General features: G+C 45.8%; 17 protein-coding genes and 1 pseudogene. 13 read left to right on the plus strand and 5 right to left on the minus strand.

The genetic code is table 11. The annotated features are described in order from the left end of the window. Positions 1 to 110 precede the first annotated feature (110 nt). The 5 genes from BpJC4_RS08205 to BpJC4_RS08225 all read left to right on the plus strand — a co-directional run bounded on the left by BpJC4_RS08205 (position 111) and on the right by BpJC4_RS08225 (position 6,598). Positions 111 to 1,859 (plus strand): ABC transporter ATP-binding protein, encoded by a 1,749-nt coding sequence (locus tag BpJC4_RS08205; RefSeq protein WP_151679608.1) that lies wholly within the window; start codon positions 111 to 113, stop codon positions 1,857 to 1,859. Between the two features lie 435 nt (positions 1,860 to 2,294). Beyond that, positions 2,295 to 3,365 carry a DUF871 domain-containing protein gene (locus tag BpJC4_RS08210; RefSeq protein ID WP_151679607.1) on the plus strand — a complete coding sequence of 357 codons (1,071 nt, stop codon included), beginning with the start codon at positions 2,295 to 2,297 and terminating at the stop codon, positions 3,363 to 3,365. Beyond that, positions 3,365 to 4,252, plus strand: coding sequence for an N-acetylmuramic acid 6-phosphate etherase (gene murQ, locus BpJC4_RS08215; RefSeq protein ID WP_151679606.1), 888 nt, complete (start codon positions 3,365 to 3,367; stop codon positions 4,250 to 4,252). The genes BpJC4_RS08210 and murQ overlap by 1 nt, the downstream gene beginning before the upstream one ends. 17 nt (positions 4,253 to 4,269) lie before the next feature. Next, entirely contained in the window at positions 4,270 to 5,730 is a 1,461-nt protein-coding gene (locus BpJC4_RS08220) for a PTS transporter subunit EIIC (protein ID WP_151679605.1), read from the plus strand. Between the two features lie 4 nt (positions 5,731 to 5,734). After that, positions 5,735 to 6,598, plus strand: a complete 864-nt coding sequence (locus BpJC4_RS08225) for a MurR/RpiR family transcriptional regulator (protein WP_253724305.1) — start codon at positions 5,735 to 5,737, stop codon at positions 6,596 to 6,598. A gap of 36 nt (positions 6,599 to 6,634) precedes the next feature. Here BpJC4_RS08225 and BpJC4_RS08230 read toward each other — a convergent pair whose 3' ends face one another. The 4 genes from BpJC4_RS08230 to BpJC4_RS08245 all read right to left on the minus strand — a co-directional run bounded on the left by BpJC4_RS08230 (position 6,635) and on the right by BpJC4_RS08245 (position 10,051). Next, positions 6,635 to 7,714, minus strand: a complete 1,080-nt coding sequence (locus tag BpJC4_RS08230) for an FUSC family protein (protein ID WP_151679603.1) — start codon at positions 7,712 to 7,714, stop codon at positions 6,635 to 6,637. A gap of 167 nt (positions 7,715 to 7,881) precedes the next feature. Beyond that, positions 7,882 to 8,274, minus strand: coding sequence for a type 1 glutamine amidotransferase (locus BpJC4_RS08235; protein ID WP_151679602.1), 393 nt, complete (start codon positions 8,272 to 8,274; stop codon positions 7,882 to 7,884). Beyond that, a complete protein-coding gene (locus BpJC4_RS08240) occupies positions 8,228 to 8,452 on the minus strand; it encodes a glutamine amidotransferase-related protein (protein WP_151679601.1) in 225 nt (74 codons plus the stop codon). The genes BpJC4_RS08235 and BpJC4_RS08240 overlap by 47 nt, the downstream gene beginning before the upstream one ends. A gap of 306 nt (positions 8,453 to 8,758) precedes the next feature. Beyond that, complete coding sequence (locus BpJC4_RS08245) at positions 8,759 to 10,051, minus strand: glutamate-1-semialdehyde 2,1-aminomutase (RefSeq protein ID WP_151679600.1); 1,293 nt, start codon at positions 10,049 to 10,051, stop codon at positions 8,759 to 8,761. A gap of 146 nt (positions 10,052 to 10,197) precedes the next feature. Here BpJC4_RS08245 and BpJC4_RS08250 point away from each other — a divergent pair, with 146 nt between their 5' ends. From BpJC4_RS08250 to BpJC4_RS16135, 4 genes and pseudogenes are all read left to right on the plus strand, one after another. Next, entirely contained in the window at positions 10,198 to 10,602 is a 405-nt protein-coding gene (locus BpJC4_RS08250) for a potassium channel family protein (protein WP_151679599.1), read from the plus strand. 66 nt (positions 10,603 to 10,668) lie between these two features. Next, positions 10,669 to 11,121: a thioredoxin-dependent thiol peroxidase gene (gene bcp / locus BpJC4_RS08255; RefSeq protein ID WP_151697765.1), complete on the plus strand. Its 453-nt coding sequence runs from the start codon at positions 10,669 to 10,671 to the stop codon at positions 11,119 to 11,121. A 195-nt stretch (positions 11,122 to 11,316) separates the two neighbouring features. Further along, a pseudogene (mobQ, locus tag BpJC4_RS08265) lies at positions 11,317 to 12,057 on the plus strand (MobQ family relaxase); the annotation flags it as partial. A gap of 86 nt (positions 12,058 to 12,143) precedes the next feature. Beyond that, positions 12,144 to 12,341, plus strand: coding sequence for a hypothetical protein (locus BpJC4_RS16135; protein WP_151679596.1), 198 nt, complete (start codon positions 12,144 to 12,146; stop codon positions 12,339 to 12,341). Positions 12,342 to 12,997: 656 nt separating this feature from the next. On the opposite strand, the gene BpJC4_RS17125 is transcribed toward BpJC4_RS16135, so the two are convergent. After that, a complete protein-coding gene (locus tag BpJC4_RS17125) occupies positions 12,998 to 13,141 on the minus strand; it encodes a UPF0236 family transposase-like protein (protein ID WP_151697775.1) in 144 nt (47 codons plus the stop codon). 278 nt (positions 13,142 to 13,419) lie between these two features. Between BpJC4_RS17125 and BpJC4_RS08275 the strand changes: the two genes are divergently transcribed. The 4 genes from BpJC4_RS08275 to arcA all read left to right on the plus strand — a co-directional run bounded on the left by BpJC4_RS08275 (position 13,420) and on the right by arcA (position 17,253). Further along, entirely contained in the window at positions 13,420 to 14,370 is a 951-nt protein-coding gene (locus BpJC4_RS08275) for a D-2-hydroxyacid dehydrogenase (RefSeq protein ID WP_151697767.1), read from the plus strand. A gap of 1 nt (position 14,371) precedes the next feature. Continuing rightward, positions 14,372 to 14,926 carry a cob(I)yrinic acid a,c-diamide adenosyltransferase gene (locus BpJC4_RS08280; protein WP_151697768.1) on the plus strand — a complete coding sequence of 185 codons (555 nt, stop codon included), beginning with the start codon at positions 14,372 to 14,374 and terminating at the stop codon, positions 14,924 to 14,926. Positions 14,927 to 15,082: 156 nt separating this feature from the next. After that, positions 15,083 to 15,535, plus strand: coding sequence for a peroxide-responsive transcriptional repressor PerR (gene perR / locus BpJC4_RS08285; protein WP_151697769.1), 453 nt, complete (start codon positions 15,083 to 15,085; stop codon positions 15,533 to 15,535). A gap of 485 nt (positions 15,536 to 16,020) precedes the next feature. Further along, complete coding sequence (gene arcA, locus BpJC4_RS08290; RefSeq protein WP_151679670.1) at positions 16,021 to 17,253, plus strand: arginine deiminase; 1,233 nt, start codon at positions 16,021 to 16,023, stop codon at positions 17,251 to 17,253. Positions 17,254 to 17,255 lie beyond the last annotated feature (2 nt).

Raw genomic sequence — 17,255 nt, forward strand, 5'->3', positions numbered from 1 at the left:
TAAATTACCTGTTGACATCCAACAGGTTTTTTATATGTATCCATTTGGAATTGATTTTTAAAAAAAGAGGAAAAAACATGGTACGTTTTGTCCGTTCGGGGGTTTGTTGCGTGGATAGTGTAAAAAGATATATGAAGTTTGTAAAGCCTTACTGGATACAGATTATTGCAACCATTATTATCGGTATCATCAAGTTTGCGATTCCGCTTTTGATTCCGCTCTTGATTAAATATGTGATCGATGATATTATCGGCAGCCACAGTTTAACGGCTGAGGAGAAACTTCATAAGCTCGTCTGGATCATGGCAATGATGCTCGGCATTTTTGTCATCATCCGGCCTCCAATCGAATATTACCGGCAATATTTTGCGCAGTGGACTGCAAGCAAAATTTTGTACGATATCCGTGACCGCTTTTTTACGCATCTGCAAAAATTAAGTTTTAAATTTTATGCAAATACGCGCGGCGGGGAAGTCATTTCCCGGGTGATTAATGATGTCGAACAGACGAAGGATTTTGTCATTACAGGCCTGATGAACGTATGGCTGGATATGACAACGGTTCTTATTGCGATTGTGATGATGTTTATGATGGATGCCCGGCTGACGCTTATTTCGCTAGTTGTTTTTCCGTTTTATATTTTTTCGGTCAAATATTTTTTCGGAAATTTGCGGTTTTTAACGAGGAGACGTTCGCAGGCGCTGGCCGAGGTGCAAGGATATTTGCATGAGCGGGTGCAGGGCATGGCCGTCATTAAAAGCTTTGCGATAGAGGATCATGAGCAAAAACAATTTGACAGACATAATCAAAATTTTCTGAAAAAAGCACTCACCCATACAAGCTGGACTGCGAAATCGTTTGCCGTTGTCAATACGATTACCGATATTGCACCGCTGTTAATTATTTTTGTGTCAGGCTACCTCGTCATTAAAGGCAACCTCACGGTAGGGACGCTTGCCGCTTTTATCGCCTATATCGATAATTTATACAGTCCGCTGAGGAGGCTCGTCAACTCGGGCACAACGCTTACGCAGGCGTTTGCGTCAATGGACCGCGTGTTTGAATTGCTCGATGAAAAATACGACATCGATGACCGGCCGGATGCGGTAGAATGCCGGAATGTGCATGGCGATATCCGGTTTGAAGGTGTGGAATTCAAATATGCAGATAAGCAGGAGCCGGTGTTGAAGAATATCAATCTTCATATTAAAGCAGGGGAAACGGTTGCGCTTGTCGGCATGAGCGGCGGGGGGAAATCTTCGCTCGTGAGCCTTATTCCCCGGTTTTATGATGTCACGAAGGGTGCCATTTATTTGGACGGCCGGGATATCCGCGAGTTTAAAGTAAGAAGTCTCCGCGATAAGATCGGGGTGGTGCTGCAGGATAATATTTTGTTCAGCGAGTCGGTGAAGTCGAATATTTTACTCGGCAATCCGCACGCAACGGATGAGGAAGTGGTGCAGGCGGCCATTGCGGCCAAAGCCCATGACTTTATTATGAATTTGGCTGACGGGTATGATACGACTGTCGGCGAGCGGGGCGTTAAATTGTCCGGCGGGCAGAAGCAGCGGATTGCGATTGCGCGCGTGTTTTTGAAAAATCCGCCGATTCTGATCCTTGATGAGGCAACATCTGCACTTGACCTGGAAAGCGAGCATCTCATACAGGAAGCGATCGAGAAACTGGCGCGAAACCGGACGACTTTGATTGTGGCCCACAGGCTGTCGACCATTACCCATGCAGACCGCATTATTCTAATTGAAGACGGCGAGATCAAAGAAATGGGCACACACGAACAGCTTATGGAAAAACAAGGGCTGTACTACAACTTATTCCAAATCCAGCAATTGGACGACTAGAGAAAGCGGAGGCGACTGATTATCGGCGTATGAGCCTCACGTTCTCGAACTGAGATAAAGGAAACACGGCGAGGAAATGAGCCGATGTTGGTTTACGCAAAAAGAGGGGGGCCAGAAGTTCACTAACCGATAGGAGCCGGAGCTGGGCAATAGAAAAGCGGAGGGCGCATATATGCCCTCTGTTTTTGTTTAGGCTCTGTTAAATTTTATTGTTGATGATCGCTAATTTCTTATACTCCTGAAGGATAAGCGAGCTCTCGTGCTGAGGTATTGAGTGAGGAGGCTCGTGGCGCAGGGGTGTAGCGGATTGCGCGATCATCAATAATAACCTTTGTTAAAAGTGAAACGCTATTTCTTTTTTGATTATAATTTTTGAATAATATTGTAATTTTATTTCAAATCAGAATATAATGAAATTAAAAAGGGGGTGAATACTTGTTTGGGTTTTCAATTTATTTAAATGAAGACTGGTCTGATGCGAAAGAAGCCTATATAGCGGAAATGGCAGATATCGGGTTTAAAGGCATTTTTACATCCCTGCATCTTCCGGAAGACGATGTATTGCAATACGGTGGAAGGTTGAAACAGCTTGTGAATGCCGCAAGAAGCAGGGGTCTCAGGCTCATGGCCGATATTTCGGGAAATGCGCTTGAAGCAGTAGGCCTCTCCATCCACCGCCCCAAACAAATCAAGGAAAGCGGGATCACAGGGCTCCGCGTGGATGACGGAATTGATTTAAAAGATATCGCCGCACTTTCAAACTTCATTATAGTCGGAGTAAATGCGGACACTCTTACTGAAAGTGATTATGAAAATTTGGAAAAGTACGGTGCCAATTTCAGTCGGATGGAAGCCTGGCACAATTATTATCCACGCCTCGAAACCGGCCTTGATGAAAAATGGTTTGGCGAAAAAAACAAGTGGCTGAAAAGCAAAGGGCTTTCCGTAGCCGCCTTTGCCCCTGGGGACGGCGAGCTGCGCCATCCTTTGTACGAAACCCTTCCTACTTTGGAAATGCACAGGCATGAAAATCCGCTCGCTGCTTCATTGTCGCTTTTGCAACATTACGCTGTGGATCATGTATACATCGGTGATCCTGGCTTAACGGTTGAATCCTGCAGCCAATTCAGACAATGGATCCGATGCGAAACGATTCTCCTGCATGCTGCCGCGAAAGAAGAAAAATGGCAACCGTATATTTTTAAAAAACATCAAAACCGGATCGATCCGGCAAGGGATGTCATCCGGAGCATCTATTCCCGGAGAGAAAATAAAGATGCGGATATTCCGCCCGAAAATAACGGGCTGCGCACTGCCGGCAGCATTACATTGGATAATCAACTTTACAAAAGATATAAAGGGGAACTGCAAATTGTAAGGCGCGCCCTGCCTCCCGACCCGAAAGTCAATGTAATCGGCCGGATTGCAGCGCGCGATTTGCCGCTCCTACCCTTTATACAATCAGGAACAAAGTTTGAGATTACAGCGAGTGAGGGAGGAAAATAATGGAGCTGCAAAAACTCACTACGGAACAGCGCAACAAACGCTCTATGGATTTGGACATACTGCCTTCCATTGATATTTTGCGTTTAATGAATAGTGAAGACCAAACAGTGCCTTTGGTCGTTGGAAAAGAGCTGGGGCAAATTGAAAAAGTGGTAAAAGCAGCCGTCCGGTCTTTTCAACTTGGCGGACGCCTGATTTATATCGGTGCGGGAACGAGCGGGCGGTTAGGGGTTCTGGATGCGGTCGAATGTGTGCCAACTTTTAGCGCGGATCCTTCCATGGTACAGGGGGTGATTGCAGGGGGCGAGGCAGCCATGACGTCGGCTGTTGAAGGTGCGGAAGATTCCCCGGAGCTTGGGAAAGCAGATTTGAAAAGAATCCGTTTATCCGAAAACGATACGGTGCTTGGCATTGCGGCAAGCGGCAGAACCCCGTATGTGATCGGTGCGTTGGATTATGCGAAACGGACAGGTGCGCTCACCGCAAGCCTTGCCTGCAATAAAGGGGCAAAAATCAGCAGGCACGCCGATATCGCGATAGAGGTGGATGTTGGGCCTGAGGTGTTAACCGGATCAACGCGTTTAAAATCGGGCACGGCGCAAAAACTCGTGTTAAACATGATTTCCACCGCAACAATGGTCGGAATCGGCAAGGTTTATAAAAATTTGATGGTGGATGTCAAACCGACAAATGAAAAGCTGGTAGAACGCGCAAAAAATATCATCATGCAGGCGGCGGGCTGCAGTTATGAAACGGCTGAACAGTTTTTACGCGAATCGGGTGGAAATGCAAAAGTAGCCATCGTGATGCTGTTAACCGGCCTCTCAAAAGAAGAAGCATGTCGGAGATTAGAGGCCGCAAACGGTTTCGTCCGGAAAATCTTGTAATCTCAGGGGGGAGAAAAATGGCGGAAACAAAGGAACAACGTTTGGCGGATAAAATCTACGAAAATGTCGGTGGTATAGGAAACGTTGATAAAATCATCCACTGTATGACGAGGGTCCGAATTACCATTAAAGATTACAGCAAAATCAACATGGAAGGATTGAAAGCAGTTGACGGCGTTTTGGGCGTGGTGGAAGATGAATCGCTGCAAGTCGTTTTAGGGCCCGGCATTGTGAACAAAGTGGCGGGCATCATGGTGGCGCAGGCAGGAGTGAAATTGGGAGAAAGATTTCCAAAACACCCGGATAAAAATGAATCCGGCCTGACAAACCGTGAATTGGCAGAAGCAAAAGCCGCCGAGGTGAAAGCGAAGGAAAAAGCGAAGCGCAACGACAACACTACTTTTAAAAGAGTTTTGAAATCGATTTCAAACATCTTCGTTCCGCTGATTCCGGCATTTGTCGGCGCGGGGATGATTGCCGGGATTGCAGCGATTTTTTCTAACATGATGACTGCAGGCGACCTCGGGCATAACTGGGCACCGTTTATTACAACCTTAAACGTTATTAAAAACGGGCTTTATACTTATTTGGCCATTTACGTCGGCATTAATAGCGCGAATGAATTTGGCGCCACACCAGGACTTGGGGGCATCATTGGTGCGGCCATTTTGTTAACAGGGATGTACCCGAATGCGCCGCTTTCGAATATTTTCAACGGAGATGCGCTTGCGGTCGGGCGGGGCGGCATTATCGGTGTCATATTTGCAGTATGGATTTTGTCTTTTGTTGAAAAATGGCTGCACAAGATTGTCCCAAATGCGGTGGATATCATTGTAACACCTACGATTGCACTATTGGTTGTCGGGCTTTTTACGATTTTTATCGTGATGCCTGCCGCGGGTGTTGTTTCTAGCGCCCTTGTCGGTTCGGTAAACTGGCTGCTTGATGCCGGCGGCGTGTTTTCAGGATTCATATTGGGCCTCTTTTTTCTGCCGATGGTCATGTTCGGCCTTCACCAGATTTTAACCCCGATCCATATTGAAATGATCAATAAAACAGGCGTGACGCCGCTGCTGCCGATCCTAGCAATGGCCGGCGCGGGGCAGGTCGGTGCGGCGCTGGCGTTATGGGTGAGATGCAGAAAAAACAAAAAATTGGTACGGCTGATCAAAGGCGCCTTGCCGGTCGGCATCATGGGCATCGGCGAACCTTTGATTTACGGCGTGACCCTTCCTTTAGGGCGCCCGTTTATTACGGCGTGCATCGGCGGGGGCATTGGCGGTGCGGTGATCGCCGAAATCGGCAATATCGGGGCCATCGCGGTCGGCACAAGCGGCATTGATTTAATCCCTTTAATCGCAAATGGGCACTGGCTCGGATATGTTGCGGGGCTCGTCTCTGGGTATATTGGCGGTTTTGTTGTGACCTATTTCTTCGGTGTTCCAAAAGAAGCGATGGAGGAAGCAAATACAAAATAAGTGAGTGACGGCCTTGGAAGAAAGTATCATTTTAAAGATCAAATCGAAATTAGAAGAGCTTTCAAAAATGGAAAGGAGACTGGGGGAGTATATACTCAGCCATGCAGAAGAAATTGTGGATGAGAATACGGGAAGCTTGGCGAAAAAAGCAGGGATAAGCCCGGCAACGGTTGTGCGGTTTTGCAAATCAATCGGTTTGCAGGGATTTGCTCAGCTGAAAATCAAGTTGTATGCAGATGTTTCGGGGGAAAACGGAAAAATTTACACCGATATTTCCCCAAATGAAGATGTGCCGTTAATTGCTGAAAAACTGGCCATCAGGTTTAACCAGTCAATTTCGCAAACCGCCAACAAGCTGGATGCGGAAGCCGTGGATCAAGTGGCCGGAATGCTCGATGCCTGTCCCGTCATTTACGTCTACGGCCTGGGCGCTTCACATGTCGCGGCCGAAGATTTTACGCAAAAATTTTCAAGGATCGGCAAAGCCGTAGTCCATATGCAGGACCATCACCTGCTTGCCTCTTCGTTGGCCAATGCGGATCAGAATAGCTTGTTTATTGCGGTCTCCAATTCGGGAGAAACGATTGAAACGGTGAAGTTAATGAAAATAGCAAAGCAGAGAGGACTTCGAACGGTTGCCATCACGCAAAAGCAGGATAGCACGCTTACGGAAATGGTTGATTTCGCGGTTTTCCACCATGGCGGGGAGGCAGTCATGCTCAGAAGCGCCGCAACAACCTCACTGGCTGCGCAGTTGTTTACGATTGATGTTTTATATTTTGCCTATGTCAGCAAGCATTACAGTGAAGCTGTCGGCCGGCTGAAAACTTCAAAGAGCCGGATTCAAACTTTTTTCCGGAAAGATTAGGGCCGGCTTGCAATATTGCAAAGCCGACCCAGATGATTACTGGTCTTCCAATTCATTGATGTTTAATTCTGTTTTATCTTTATGGTATTTTTGGTAGACTTCAATCAATGCTTCCAAATGTTCGAGTTGTTCCTGGTAGTCGACCAACAGCGCAAGCAGGTTCATGATATGGTATGACTGGAGATCGGCGCGGAACGTCTTGTCTTTTAATTTTTGCAGGAAAAGATCCATCAATACATTCCGCTGTTTATCGCCCGTATTTTGCTTTTGCGCATGCGCCTTTACTTTTCCGAGGAACATGAGCAGCAGTTTTTCGTGTTCATTCACAAGATATTCTAGCTGTTCCCGGATCATCATCTGGAACGTTTCCGGCAAATGGGCAATATCCGACTTGTATTGGTACAGCCTTTTTAAAATGGTGTAGCTCAAGTTTAAGATTGAGACCATTTCTTTATATAAAACCACTTTCCGCTGCCGCTCAATTTTGCTGTTTTTCCCGTAGCTTTTTTCCTCTTTGAACAACGTGTAAAGCTGCTCCACTTTATAGACGCGTTCTTTGATGGTGGGCAGCTCTTCTTTTAACAAATGGTAATCCGCTTCCTGCCGGGATGTGATCCGGATAAATTTCAGCAGTTCTTCTGTCGCATGGGTGAGCCGTACATACAGCCTTGCTTCGTATTTAGGCGGCAGAAAAATTAAATTCACCAAAAATGAGCTGAAAATCCCGATAAACAAAGTGGCAAACCGGACCCCGGCCGCCTGCAGGAAATTGTTGTTCGGTGCTTCCATAATGACGATCATCGTAACAAGTGCAAGCCCGACTGTATCATCGAGCTTCAGTTTCAGCATTAAAATAATGATGAGCACCGACCCGAGACCGACAATCAAAAAATGGTTGCCAAAGGCCATGACGAAAATAACGGCCAGTACGGCGCCGATAATATTGCCTTGTATTTGTTCTATGATGGACCGGTAAGACCGGTAAATGGTGGGTTTGATAGCGAAAGTGGCAGCAATCCCGGCAAAAACCGGTGATGGCATTTTTAGCAATTGTGCCAAAAACAGGGCAATGGTAATTGCAATTCCTGTTTTGATGATGCGGGCTCCAACCCTCATAACGAAAATTTCCTTTCTAAAAAAAGTATTGCCTGGCGATTTATTTCTTGATCCTGTAAAAATGCGGTTTAAACAGGAATGTTCCTGCTTTTATTCTAAAAGAGGGGACTTTATGGTGCAAAAAGATGGCACAGGAACGGCAATTGAACCGCACTGCCGGGCAGGTGTCAGCGGGATAAGCTGAATGCATTGAGAAAAGCGGTGAATTGGCGCCGGATTTCGGACAGATCCGGCATTTTCGCATGCATTGTTTCTTCATTTTGTATATAAGTGCCTGTCAATTGAAGATCCTCTTTTGCATGGATAAGGAAATTTTGGAAAATTTTCTCTGTTACTTCCGGATGAAACTGAAACGCTACGATATTCGTGCCATATAAAAAGGCCTGGTTTTTGCATGCTTCGGAACTTGCCAAGACGACCGCCCCGTCCGGAATCGTAAATGTATCCCCGTGCCAGTGCAAAACATCAGGTGATGCCTGAAATGTTTTAAAATAAGGATGGTGGAGTGATTCTTCAGTAAAACGGACGGGAAACCAGCCGATTTCCGTTTCTATATTTATTTTTACGGACTACTTCGCCTAGGCAGTCCGCAATAAGCTGTGCCCCGAGGCAGATCCCCAGCACTTTTTCCCCGAGCGGATCGTTTCGTGGATAAAAGTTTTTTCTGCATTTAGCATTTAGCCATGGGAAAGCTTCTTCCTCATAAATATTCATATATTCGCCCATAATGACACACATGTCAAAATCTTCTTGTGCAGGGAATGGTTCGTTTTCATACAGAAAAGTGTGAAAGCACATGCCCGTTTTCTTTAGCCCAGTCAAGAATGGTCCCGGAGCCTTCATAAGGGACGTGCTGAATATAATGGATACGCATTGTATTCTCCCCTCCCCCCGAACTTGATTTTACTATGAACTGAATTATAACATGTTTGCCGGCAGGATAGTAGTGAAAGAATTCACAGATAATGGGAAGGCTGTTGTGTAACTCCATTTCTAACCCATATAAAAAACCTTGGCATATTGGTTGCCAAGGTTTTTTATAAATTATTTGCCCAGCTGCGAAAAAGCGTAGTCTACGGCTTTAATTGTTTCCTGGGCATCTTCTTCTGTATGTTCGGTCGTCAGGAACCATGCTTCGTATTTCGAAGGAGCAAGATTGATGCCCCGGTTAAGCATCAATTTAAAGAATTTCGCGAACATCTCGCCGTCCGATGCTTCAGCTTGTTTGTAGTTCTCAACTTTTTCATCCGTAAAGTAAACGGTGAACGCGCCGACCAAGCGGTTAATCGTAATCGTAACACCGTGCTTTTTGGCCGCTTCCATTATGCCTTTTTCAAGCATTGCGCCGAGGCGGTCCAATTTTTCATATACGCCTTCCTCTTGCAGCACTTCAAGGCAGGCAATTCCGGCCAGCATCGAAGCCGGGTTTCCGGCCATTGTTCCCGCCTGGTACGCCGGGCCGAGTGGTGCAACTTCTTCCATGATGTCTTTTCGTCCTCCGTATGCGCCAATCGGGAGTCCACCGCCAATGATTTTGCCCATCGCCGTTAAATCCGGCGTCACGCCCAGCAGGTTTTGCGCGCCGCCGTACATGAACCGGAAAGCCGTAATGACTTCATCATAAATAACGAGCGCGCCGGCCTTGTGCGCCAGTTCGTTGATCGCTTCCAAAAATCCAGGCTTCGGCGGGACAATCCCAAAATTGCCGACAATCGGTTCGACAAGTACGGCTGCCACTTCATCGCCCCATTTTTCAAGCGCCTGCTTAAACGGTTCAACATCATTGTACGGCACGGTAATCACTTCGTTTGCGATCGCCCGAGTGACCCCCGCCGAATCCGGCATACCGAGCTGCGAAGGGCCTGAACCGGCGGCAACGAGCACCAAATCAGAATGCCCGTGGTAGCACCCTTCAAACTTAATAATTTTATCGCGTCCGGTATATGCGCGCGCCACGCGGATCGTGGTCATCACTGCTTCCGTTCCAGAGTTGACAAAACGGACTTTGTCCAATGACGGGATTGCCTCTTTTAGCATTTTTGCAAATTTTACTTCATACGGGGTTGGTGTGCCGAATAAAACGCCGTTATCGGCAGCTTTTTTGATCGCAGCGCTGATATGCGGATGGGCAAAACCGGTAATGATCGGGCCGTATGCCGCCAAATAATCGATATAGCGGTTGCCGTCCACATCCCAAAAATAAGCGCCTTTACCTCTTTCCATCGCGACCGGTGCGCCGCCGCCTACCGCTTTGTACGAGCGGGACGGGCTGTTGACGCCTCCTACGATATGCTGCAGTGCTTCTTTATATAGTTTTTCGGAATTTGTAAAATCCATTTAGATTCCCTCCTCATTGGCATTGCCAATTTGCACCATATCCATTGTAGCCTTCCAATTTCTTACCGTCCAGAGGGGGATGTCATATTGGGAAAGGGAAGGGCGTACAATGTAGGGATAAACGATGAAAAGCTGGGGTATCAGGCATGTTCTATTTTCTCGGCGTACTGGTTGTCCTTTGCATCGCAATGAGTTTGCGCACCTTGTTTTATCCGTCGTCCTGGCGCACCAAACAGCTTTCTTTCGACAACTTTCTTTTTCTAGCGTTCACATACAGCAATATTGTGATCGGCTTTGGCTTGTTGTATTTGATTCTTGATATAATGGGCTTCCGCATTGCACTGAATCACGGCAGGCAATTGGAAGGACATGATTTCCGCACTTTAATGGATTATATGTATTTGAGCGCGGTTACGTTGTTTTCCGTCGGCTACGGGGATATTGTTCCGATCGGAGCAGCCCGCATCCTTATCGTGATTGAAGCGCTCATCGGCTATACAATTCCCGCAGCTTTTGTCGTAAAATCGGTTCTCGATTCGGAGAAAAAGTAATCATTTGCAATTTCCCCCAAAAGCAGGTAGGCTAAAAGAAAAAGTTAGAAAAAGGATGATGGGTAAATGGCACCGGATTTTACACTGCCTGAAACAAACGGGAAACTAATTACGTTATCGGATTTCCGCGGTAAAAAACATGTTGTGCTCTATTTTTACCCGAAAGATATGACGCCAGGTTGTACAACAGAAGCGTGCGATTTCCGCGACCATTATAAAGATTTTTCCGATCTGGATGCGGTGATTATCGGGATCAGTCCGGATCCTGTTGAGAGACACCAAAAATTTACGGAAAAGCACGGGCTCCCGTTTTATCTGCTTTCGGACGAAGACCATAAAGTGGCGGAGAAGTACGGCGTCTGGAAGAAGAAAAAGACGTTCGGGAAAGAATATATGGGCATTGAACGATCCACTTTTATCATAGACAAAAACGGGGAGATTGTAAAAGAATGGAGGAAAGTGAGGGTAAACGGCCATGCTGAAGAAGCGCTGGCTTATATAAAAGAAAATCTCGCATAACTGCCTATTTTTGTGGGCCAGTGGCTTTTGTCCATGCCAAAACGGTCCGAAAACATATTTTAATAATACCTCCTCAGAAATAATTATATAAATGGGAACCGGCTGGTCCGGTTTCTTTTTTATGGCATTTTTTGCGGATTCATGTCATTTTTCGGTTCAGGTGATTTCACGAGGAAAAGGTAGTCCGTTGTTGCTTCTGCGGCCTACCGTTCAGGGGAACGTCTGAAAGATGAGCAGATAGGAGAAACGAAATTCTACAAACGAAACGTCAAACCGGAAACCATGATTTTAGCCCCTTCCAACGCTCCAAAATGGGTCTATGACCGCCAGTAGCTTTGGAATAAAGTCGAAGAATCGGAAAACCGCAAAAACTCCCGGTTGGCAAGGGAATTCAACGTGGCTTTGCCAAAAGAACTGAATCATGGCCAACAGCGTAAACTCCTGACAAACTTTGTCCAGGAACAATTCGTTGACCGGGGGATGATTGCGAATATTGCCATTCACCGGGATGATGAAAACGATCCTCATGCTCATGTATTGTTGACGACAAGGGAGATCTCCGAAAAAGGTTTTGAGGGGAAAAACCGGGACTGGGATAAAAAAGAATTGCTTGAACAGTGGCGTGAGCAATGGTCCGAACATGCCAACCGGGCGCTTGAAAAAGCCGGCACAAAAGACCGGATTACCCACCTTTCCCATAAAGACAGGGGGCTTGAGATCCTGCCGACCGTCCATCTTGGACATGTTGCCCATGAAATGGAATCGAAAGGCAAGGGAAGTTCACGGGGCACCATTAATGCCGAACTGAAGGCCTATAATGCCGTTGTCATTGACCTTCAAAAGTATCGGGAAGAGAAGGAAGCCTTACAGCACCGGATTGTTCAGCAGTATCGGTTAAACAGCCTTTCAACACCTGAGAAGAATGGGTTTCCCTAAAGACTGCGCAGAACCTCATTGGCGCTGAACCTACGGTTGAAAATATCCGGGCTGCCCTACAGGAAACGGAAAAACAGGAAGCGCAGTTGCGGCAGCAACAAACCCAATTGCTCGATATGCAGGCCGAATTCAACGCCATCAACGACTTGTACGAAAGCATGCACAACACCGAAATCCGTATTCTCATAGAGGAAAACGGCTTGAAACGTATGAATCCTTTTCAAGCCTATACACCGGGATTTAAAGAGGGAAAAGTAAGCGCAAATCCGCATCTTAAAACGTGATTTAGACCGGAGAAACGAACTGCTTAAAACGTACCAAAACAAGCTTCATTTCAGTGACAAAGACGAATTTGAGCGCCTGAAAAAGATTACGATGAAATTGCCGAATTTTTATTTCGCGGGAAAAACTTAGAAAACAGGGGTAGTGATAATAATGAAAAAGGGAAAATTCCTTCCAAAAGCTTTATCTATTGCTTTAGTTTTGGCTTAATAGCACCTGCTCTACCGAATGCAATAGCCCATGCTGAAACTTCAGATGACACTCAAGTTCAATCAAATTCACAATCTGCTTCTAGCGATATCCTCTATGAAGATAGCACATTTAAAATAACTCAAACTGACACCGCTCGCTAGAACAGTTCTGAACAAAGAAACTAATCAGGTCACCACTTTAACCTTCACCAATTGTAAGCTTAGTAGCTTCATCTTCCGGATATACTAATCCAGTTCATTTCACACATAATGGCCGTACTTACTATTACGTTACTACTTACAAATACAATACTAAAACCGCAGGAGATGAAGAAAACACCGCATGGGGATTTTATCATGTATGAGTAAAATGTTTACGAGGAGTAGATAAGTTTAGGAATATTCTAACAAAAGAAAGAACAAAGAAAGGAACTCTCACCTCTGATAAAATGATTTTTGGTAGAAAATCAAAATAAGGTCACTCGGCGATCTGTCTGACGGTCCTTATATTTTCTTCGTTTAAAAGTCAAAGGACCAAAAAGGGTTTCCAGTGTATAAGACTGTCTTTCTCGATATTCAAACCGTTTAAAATCCGATTTTCCATAAACCAGACATCAAGTTCTTCAAAAATGTGCGATAGAATGACTCGGAAGTATGTTTTAGCTGTTTGAATTAAGCCATCCGTGTTGCGGGCTTCAAGGGCGAGCATGCGAGGGCGAAGCCTTTACCCTTGAAGAGCCGAAACAGATGGCTAAAATTAAAAAAGACGAAAATCGAATATCGAAGGTTGAGAGGGACCTCCCGCAAAAACTTGACTCACTCATTAAAATATCTTAGCCAAGAATATTACAAAAGCAGTATACTATTTAAAAAATGGGGAAGAAAAACAATGAAAATTGTCTTCACTTTTCAGCCTGGAAAAACTTTGTTGGCTGATTTAAATACAAATTTTCCGGGAATAGATTTTCTTGCTTTCCGAGGAATTGAAACGGCACAAGAAGCGCTCGGGGATGCGGAAGTGATCGCCACGTATGGCGAGGATCTGACAGAAGAAATCGTCATGCCGCTTCCCCGTTTGAAATGGGTGATGGTTTTTTCGGCCGGAATTGAAAAAATGCCGTTAGACGCACTAAGGAAAAAAGGCGTGTTTGTTACCAATGCGCGGGGCATCCATAAAATCCCGATGGCGGAATATACTTTTGGCTGTTTGCTCCGTCACGCAAAGTCTTTTGACCTGTTCCGTATCCGGCAGGAAAAACATGAATGGGTCCCCGATGCGCCTTTAAGCGAGATCAGCGGCCGCTGTATCATGATTGTCGGTATGGGCGCAATCGGAAGCGAAATTGCCCGCCTTGCGAAGGCGTTCGGCATGAAGGTGATCGGTGTGAATACGAACGGTAGAAAAACGGAGAATGCGGATGAAATGTATACGCCGGATACGATGGTAAGCGCCTTAAATGAGGCGGATTACGTGGTTTCCGTGTTGCCGAGTACGAAGACAACCCGCCATTTTTATACGAAAACGCATTTCGAGGCAATGAAGCCGTCTGCGGTTTGGATTAATATCGGGCGCGGGGACGCAGTGGAGCCACAGGTGCTGATCGATGCGCTGCAATCCGGAAAGATCGCGCATGCGTATTTGGATGTGTTCGATGAGGAGCCGCTGCCGCCGGAACACCTGTTTTGGAAAATAGAAAATATCACGATCACACCGCACATCTCCAGCCATTCGGAACATTATTTGCCGCGTGCGATGGAAATCTTCCGGCACAATTTACATACTTATTTAACCAAAGGAAGAGATTATATTAATACCGTTGATTTAGAAAAGGGGTATTAACATGAGGATTTATACGCGATCGGGGGATAAAGGGACGACATCCCTCGTTTACGGGGCAAGGGTGCCGAAAAATGATCCGCGTGTTGAAGCGTATGGCACATGCGATGAAGCGAATTCGATGATCGGGCTTGCGCTCGCGTTTCTACATTCGGAACATTTTCCAGAAAAAGAAGAGGTAGAACAAATTTTCAGCCGCGTCCAAACGATGTTATTCCATGCAGGGGCGGAACTTTCCACGCCCCCGGGGAAAGAAGTGCAATGGAAATTAAAACAGGAGTATATTGACGAGCTTGAGACGGTGATTGACAAATGGGACGCGCAGCTTGAACTGTTAAAAATGTTCATTTTGCCTGGGGGCCATCCGGCGGCGGCAGCCATGCACGCGGCGCGGACGGTTGTCAGGAGAGCGGAACGATGCAGTGTTTCGGTGGGAGGCGTGAATCCGCTAGTACTGCCGTTTTTAAACCGCCTGTCCGATTTCCTGTTTGTGGCGGCAAGATTCATCAACCACTGCTTAGGGATAAAAGACCAGCCGCTTCATCCGCTTGGGGATTAATTGAGAAAAACGAAACGTTTTCACATCATCCTGCATAAAAAAAGAAAACCTGAAATAAATGAATTTCTTCATTTTATTTGACAAAACCGCACTTTTTTTTGTAAACTTTTTATAAAGATTATAAATTAAGAATGATAATCGTTAGAAAAGAGGTGCATGACGGTGTCAGAGCAGCAGTTGAACAAAGCACTGGAAACATTAAAGCAGTCGGGTGTCCGTATTACCCCTCAACGTCATGCGATACTGGAATATTTGATTGAGTCCATGTCACATCCAACGGCCGATGAAATTTATAAGGCACTTGAGGGTAAATTCCCGAATATGAGTGTGGCCACCGTTTACAATAACTTGCGTGTTTTTAAGGAAATCGGATTAGTAAAAGAGCTGACTTACGGCGATGCTTCAAGCCGTTTCGATTTTGTTACTTCGAATCATTACCACATTATTTGCGAAGATTGCGGAAAAATTGTGGATTTCCACTATCCTGGCTTGGATGAAGTGGAACAGCTCGCCTCACAGGTGACCGGTTTTAAAGTGAGCCACCATCGTATGGAAATTTACGGTACATGCCCGGAATGTAGCAAAAAGCACAGTTATGTCAAAAGTTGAATAATGCTCTCATACCGGTTGAACTGGTCCATTCCAGTTCTTTTTTTATTGCTGTGGATCTGCTTTTAAGGATCCGGCTCGACCGTTTTTTCCGTAGTTTTCGCGTCTGAAACATTTTGTCCAGTTCATAACCCGGAAAGTACTGCAGTTCAAACGTGCAGCCCGCGATAAAAATCCAAAAAATTTTTTTCTCAGAATTCCCACGGATTTATTCACCAATATACATTCCAAAATCGGTGTGGAATCTTAATGAAACAACAAACATCGAGTAATCATGCAAACGTTTTCATAAATAAAAGCGATTCTGTGATGTATTCCACACAAAGCCTGCTGTAATTTCCACAATGCCCAAACCGAAGATCCCCTATGATAAAGATGTACCGATGATCAACCTTCATGAAGGAAATCAAAAAGGAAATATGCCAGGAGGAGGTACAAAAATGAGACAGTCATCCAACACGACATTGGAAATATCGAAAACGAAGATGAAGTACCCGCTGCATATCACATCGGAAATCGGCGAATTAAAAACCGTATTACTGCACCGACCCGGAAAAGAACTTGAAAATTTAATCCCGGAATATTTGGAACGGCTTCTTTTTGATGATATTCCTTATTTGCCGACCGTGCAAAAAGAACATGATTATTTTGCCGGTATCTTGAAAAACCGCGGTATTGAAGTCCTTTATCTCGATAAGCTCGCGGCTGAAACACTTGAAGATGAAAAAGTGCGCCGGCAGTTTATCGATCAGATACTGTCAGAAAGCGGAGCCAATCCGAACGGCACCTATAACATTCTGAAGGATTACCTGCTGTCATTTCCGGTTGAAGAAATAGTGCACAAGGTGATGGCCGGGGTGTTGAAGACAGAAATTGCGGAGGAAAAGAAAACGCATCTGTATGAACTAATGGCAGGCCACTACCCGTTCTATCTCGATCCGATGCCGAACCTATATTTTACCCGCGATCCTGCAGCTGTGATCGGTGAAGGCCTGACGATCAATCGTATGCGAGAGGAAGCAAGACGGCGCGAATCGCTATTTATGCAGTATATCATCAAATACCATCCGCGTTTTGCAAAATTTGACATCCCGGTATGGCTCGGCAGGGGTGAACGCTTCCCGATCGAAGGCGGGGACGAGCTCATTTTAAGCAAAGACACGATTGCGATCGGGGTCAGTTCCAGGACTTCCGCGAAAGCAATTGAAAATTTGGCGGTCCAGCTATTTCAAAGACAGGGAGAAATCCAAAGGGTCGTCGCGGTTGAAATCCCGAAATCGAGGGCATTTATGCATCTTGATACAGTGTTTACAATGGTCGACTTTGACAAATTTACGATTCATCCTGCTATCCAGGGACCTGACGGAAATATGCGGATATACATTTTGGAAAAATCGGAGGATCCGGATCAGGTCAATATCCGGGAAAGGAACAACTTGCCGGCTGTTTTAAAAGAAGTGCTCCATTTGCCGGAAATTGATTTCATTCCTTGCGGCGGCGGTGATATTATTGCATCGGCCCGCGAACAGTGGAACGACGGATCAAATACACTTTCGATTGCCCCCGGGGTGGTGGTAACGTACGACCGCAACTATGTTTCCAACGAAATGCTTAGAAATCACGGCATCGAAGTCATTGAAATTCCAAGTTCGGAATTGTCGCGGGGACGTGGGGGCCCGCGCTGTATGAGCATGCCGATTTTGCGCGAAGATATTTAAAG

Origin of the sequence: Weizmannia acidilactici (assembly GCF_008974185.1) — a bacterium.
In the GTDB taxonomy this organism is placed as follows: Bacteria; Bacillota; Bacilli; order Bacillales; family Bacillaceae_C; genus Weizmannia; species Weizmannia acidilactici.

Excerpts from the sequence above, each read along its gene's own strand:
- arcA (WP_151679670.1), top strand. The coding sequence starts at position 16,021 with ATGAAGTACCCGCTGCATATCACATCGGAAATCGGCGAATTAAAAACC.
- murQ (WP_151679606.1), top strand. The coding sequence starts at position 3,365 with ATGGAGCTGCAAAAACTCACTACGGAACAGCGCAACAAACGCTCTATG.
- BpJC4_RS08280 (WP_151697768.1), top strand. The coding sequence starts at position 14,372 with ATGAGGATTTATACGCGATCGGGGGATAAAGGGACGACATCCCTCGTT.
- BpJC4_RS08230 (WP_151679603.1), bottom strand. The coding sequence starts at position 7,714 with ATGAGGGTTGGAGCCCGCATCATCAAAACAGGAATTGCAATTACCATT.
- bcp (WP_151697765.1), top strand. The coding sequence starts at position 10,669 with ATGGCACCGGATTTTACACTGCCTGAAACAAACGGGAAACTAATTACG.
- BpJC4_RS08250 (WP_151679599.1), top strand. The coding sequence starts at position 10,198 with ATGTTCTATTTTCTCGGCGTACTGGTTGTCCTTTGCATCGCAATGAGT.
- perR (WP_151697769.1), top strand. The coding sequence starts at position 15,083 with ATGACGGTGTCAGAGCAGCAGTTGAACAAAGCACTGGAAACATTAAAG.
- BpJC4_RS08240 (WP_151679601.1), bottom strand. The coding sequence starts at position 8,452 with ATGTGTGTCATTATGGGCGAATATATGAATATTTATGAGGAAGAAGCT.
- BpJC4_RS08245 (WP_151679600.1), bottom strand. The coding sequence starts at position 10,051 with ATGGATTTTACAAATTCCGAAAAACTATATAAAGAAGCACTGCAGCAT.
- BpJC4_RS08220 (WP_151679605.1), top strand. The coding sequence starts at position 4,270 with ATGGCGGAAACAAAGGAACAACGTTTGGCGGATAAAATCTACGAAAAT.
- BpJC4_RS08275 (WP_151697767.1), top strand. The coding sequence starts at position 13,420 with ATGAAAATTGTCTTCACTTTTCAGCCTGGAAAAACTTTGTTGGCTGAT.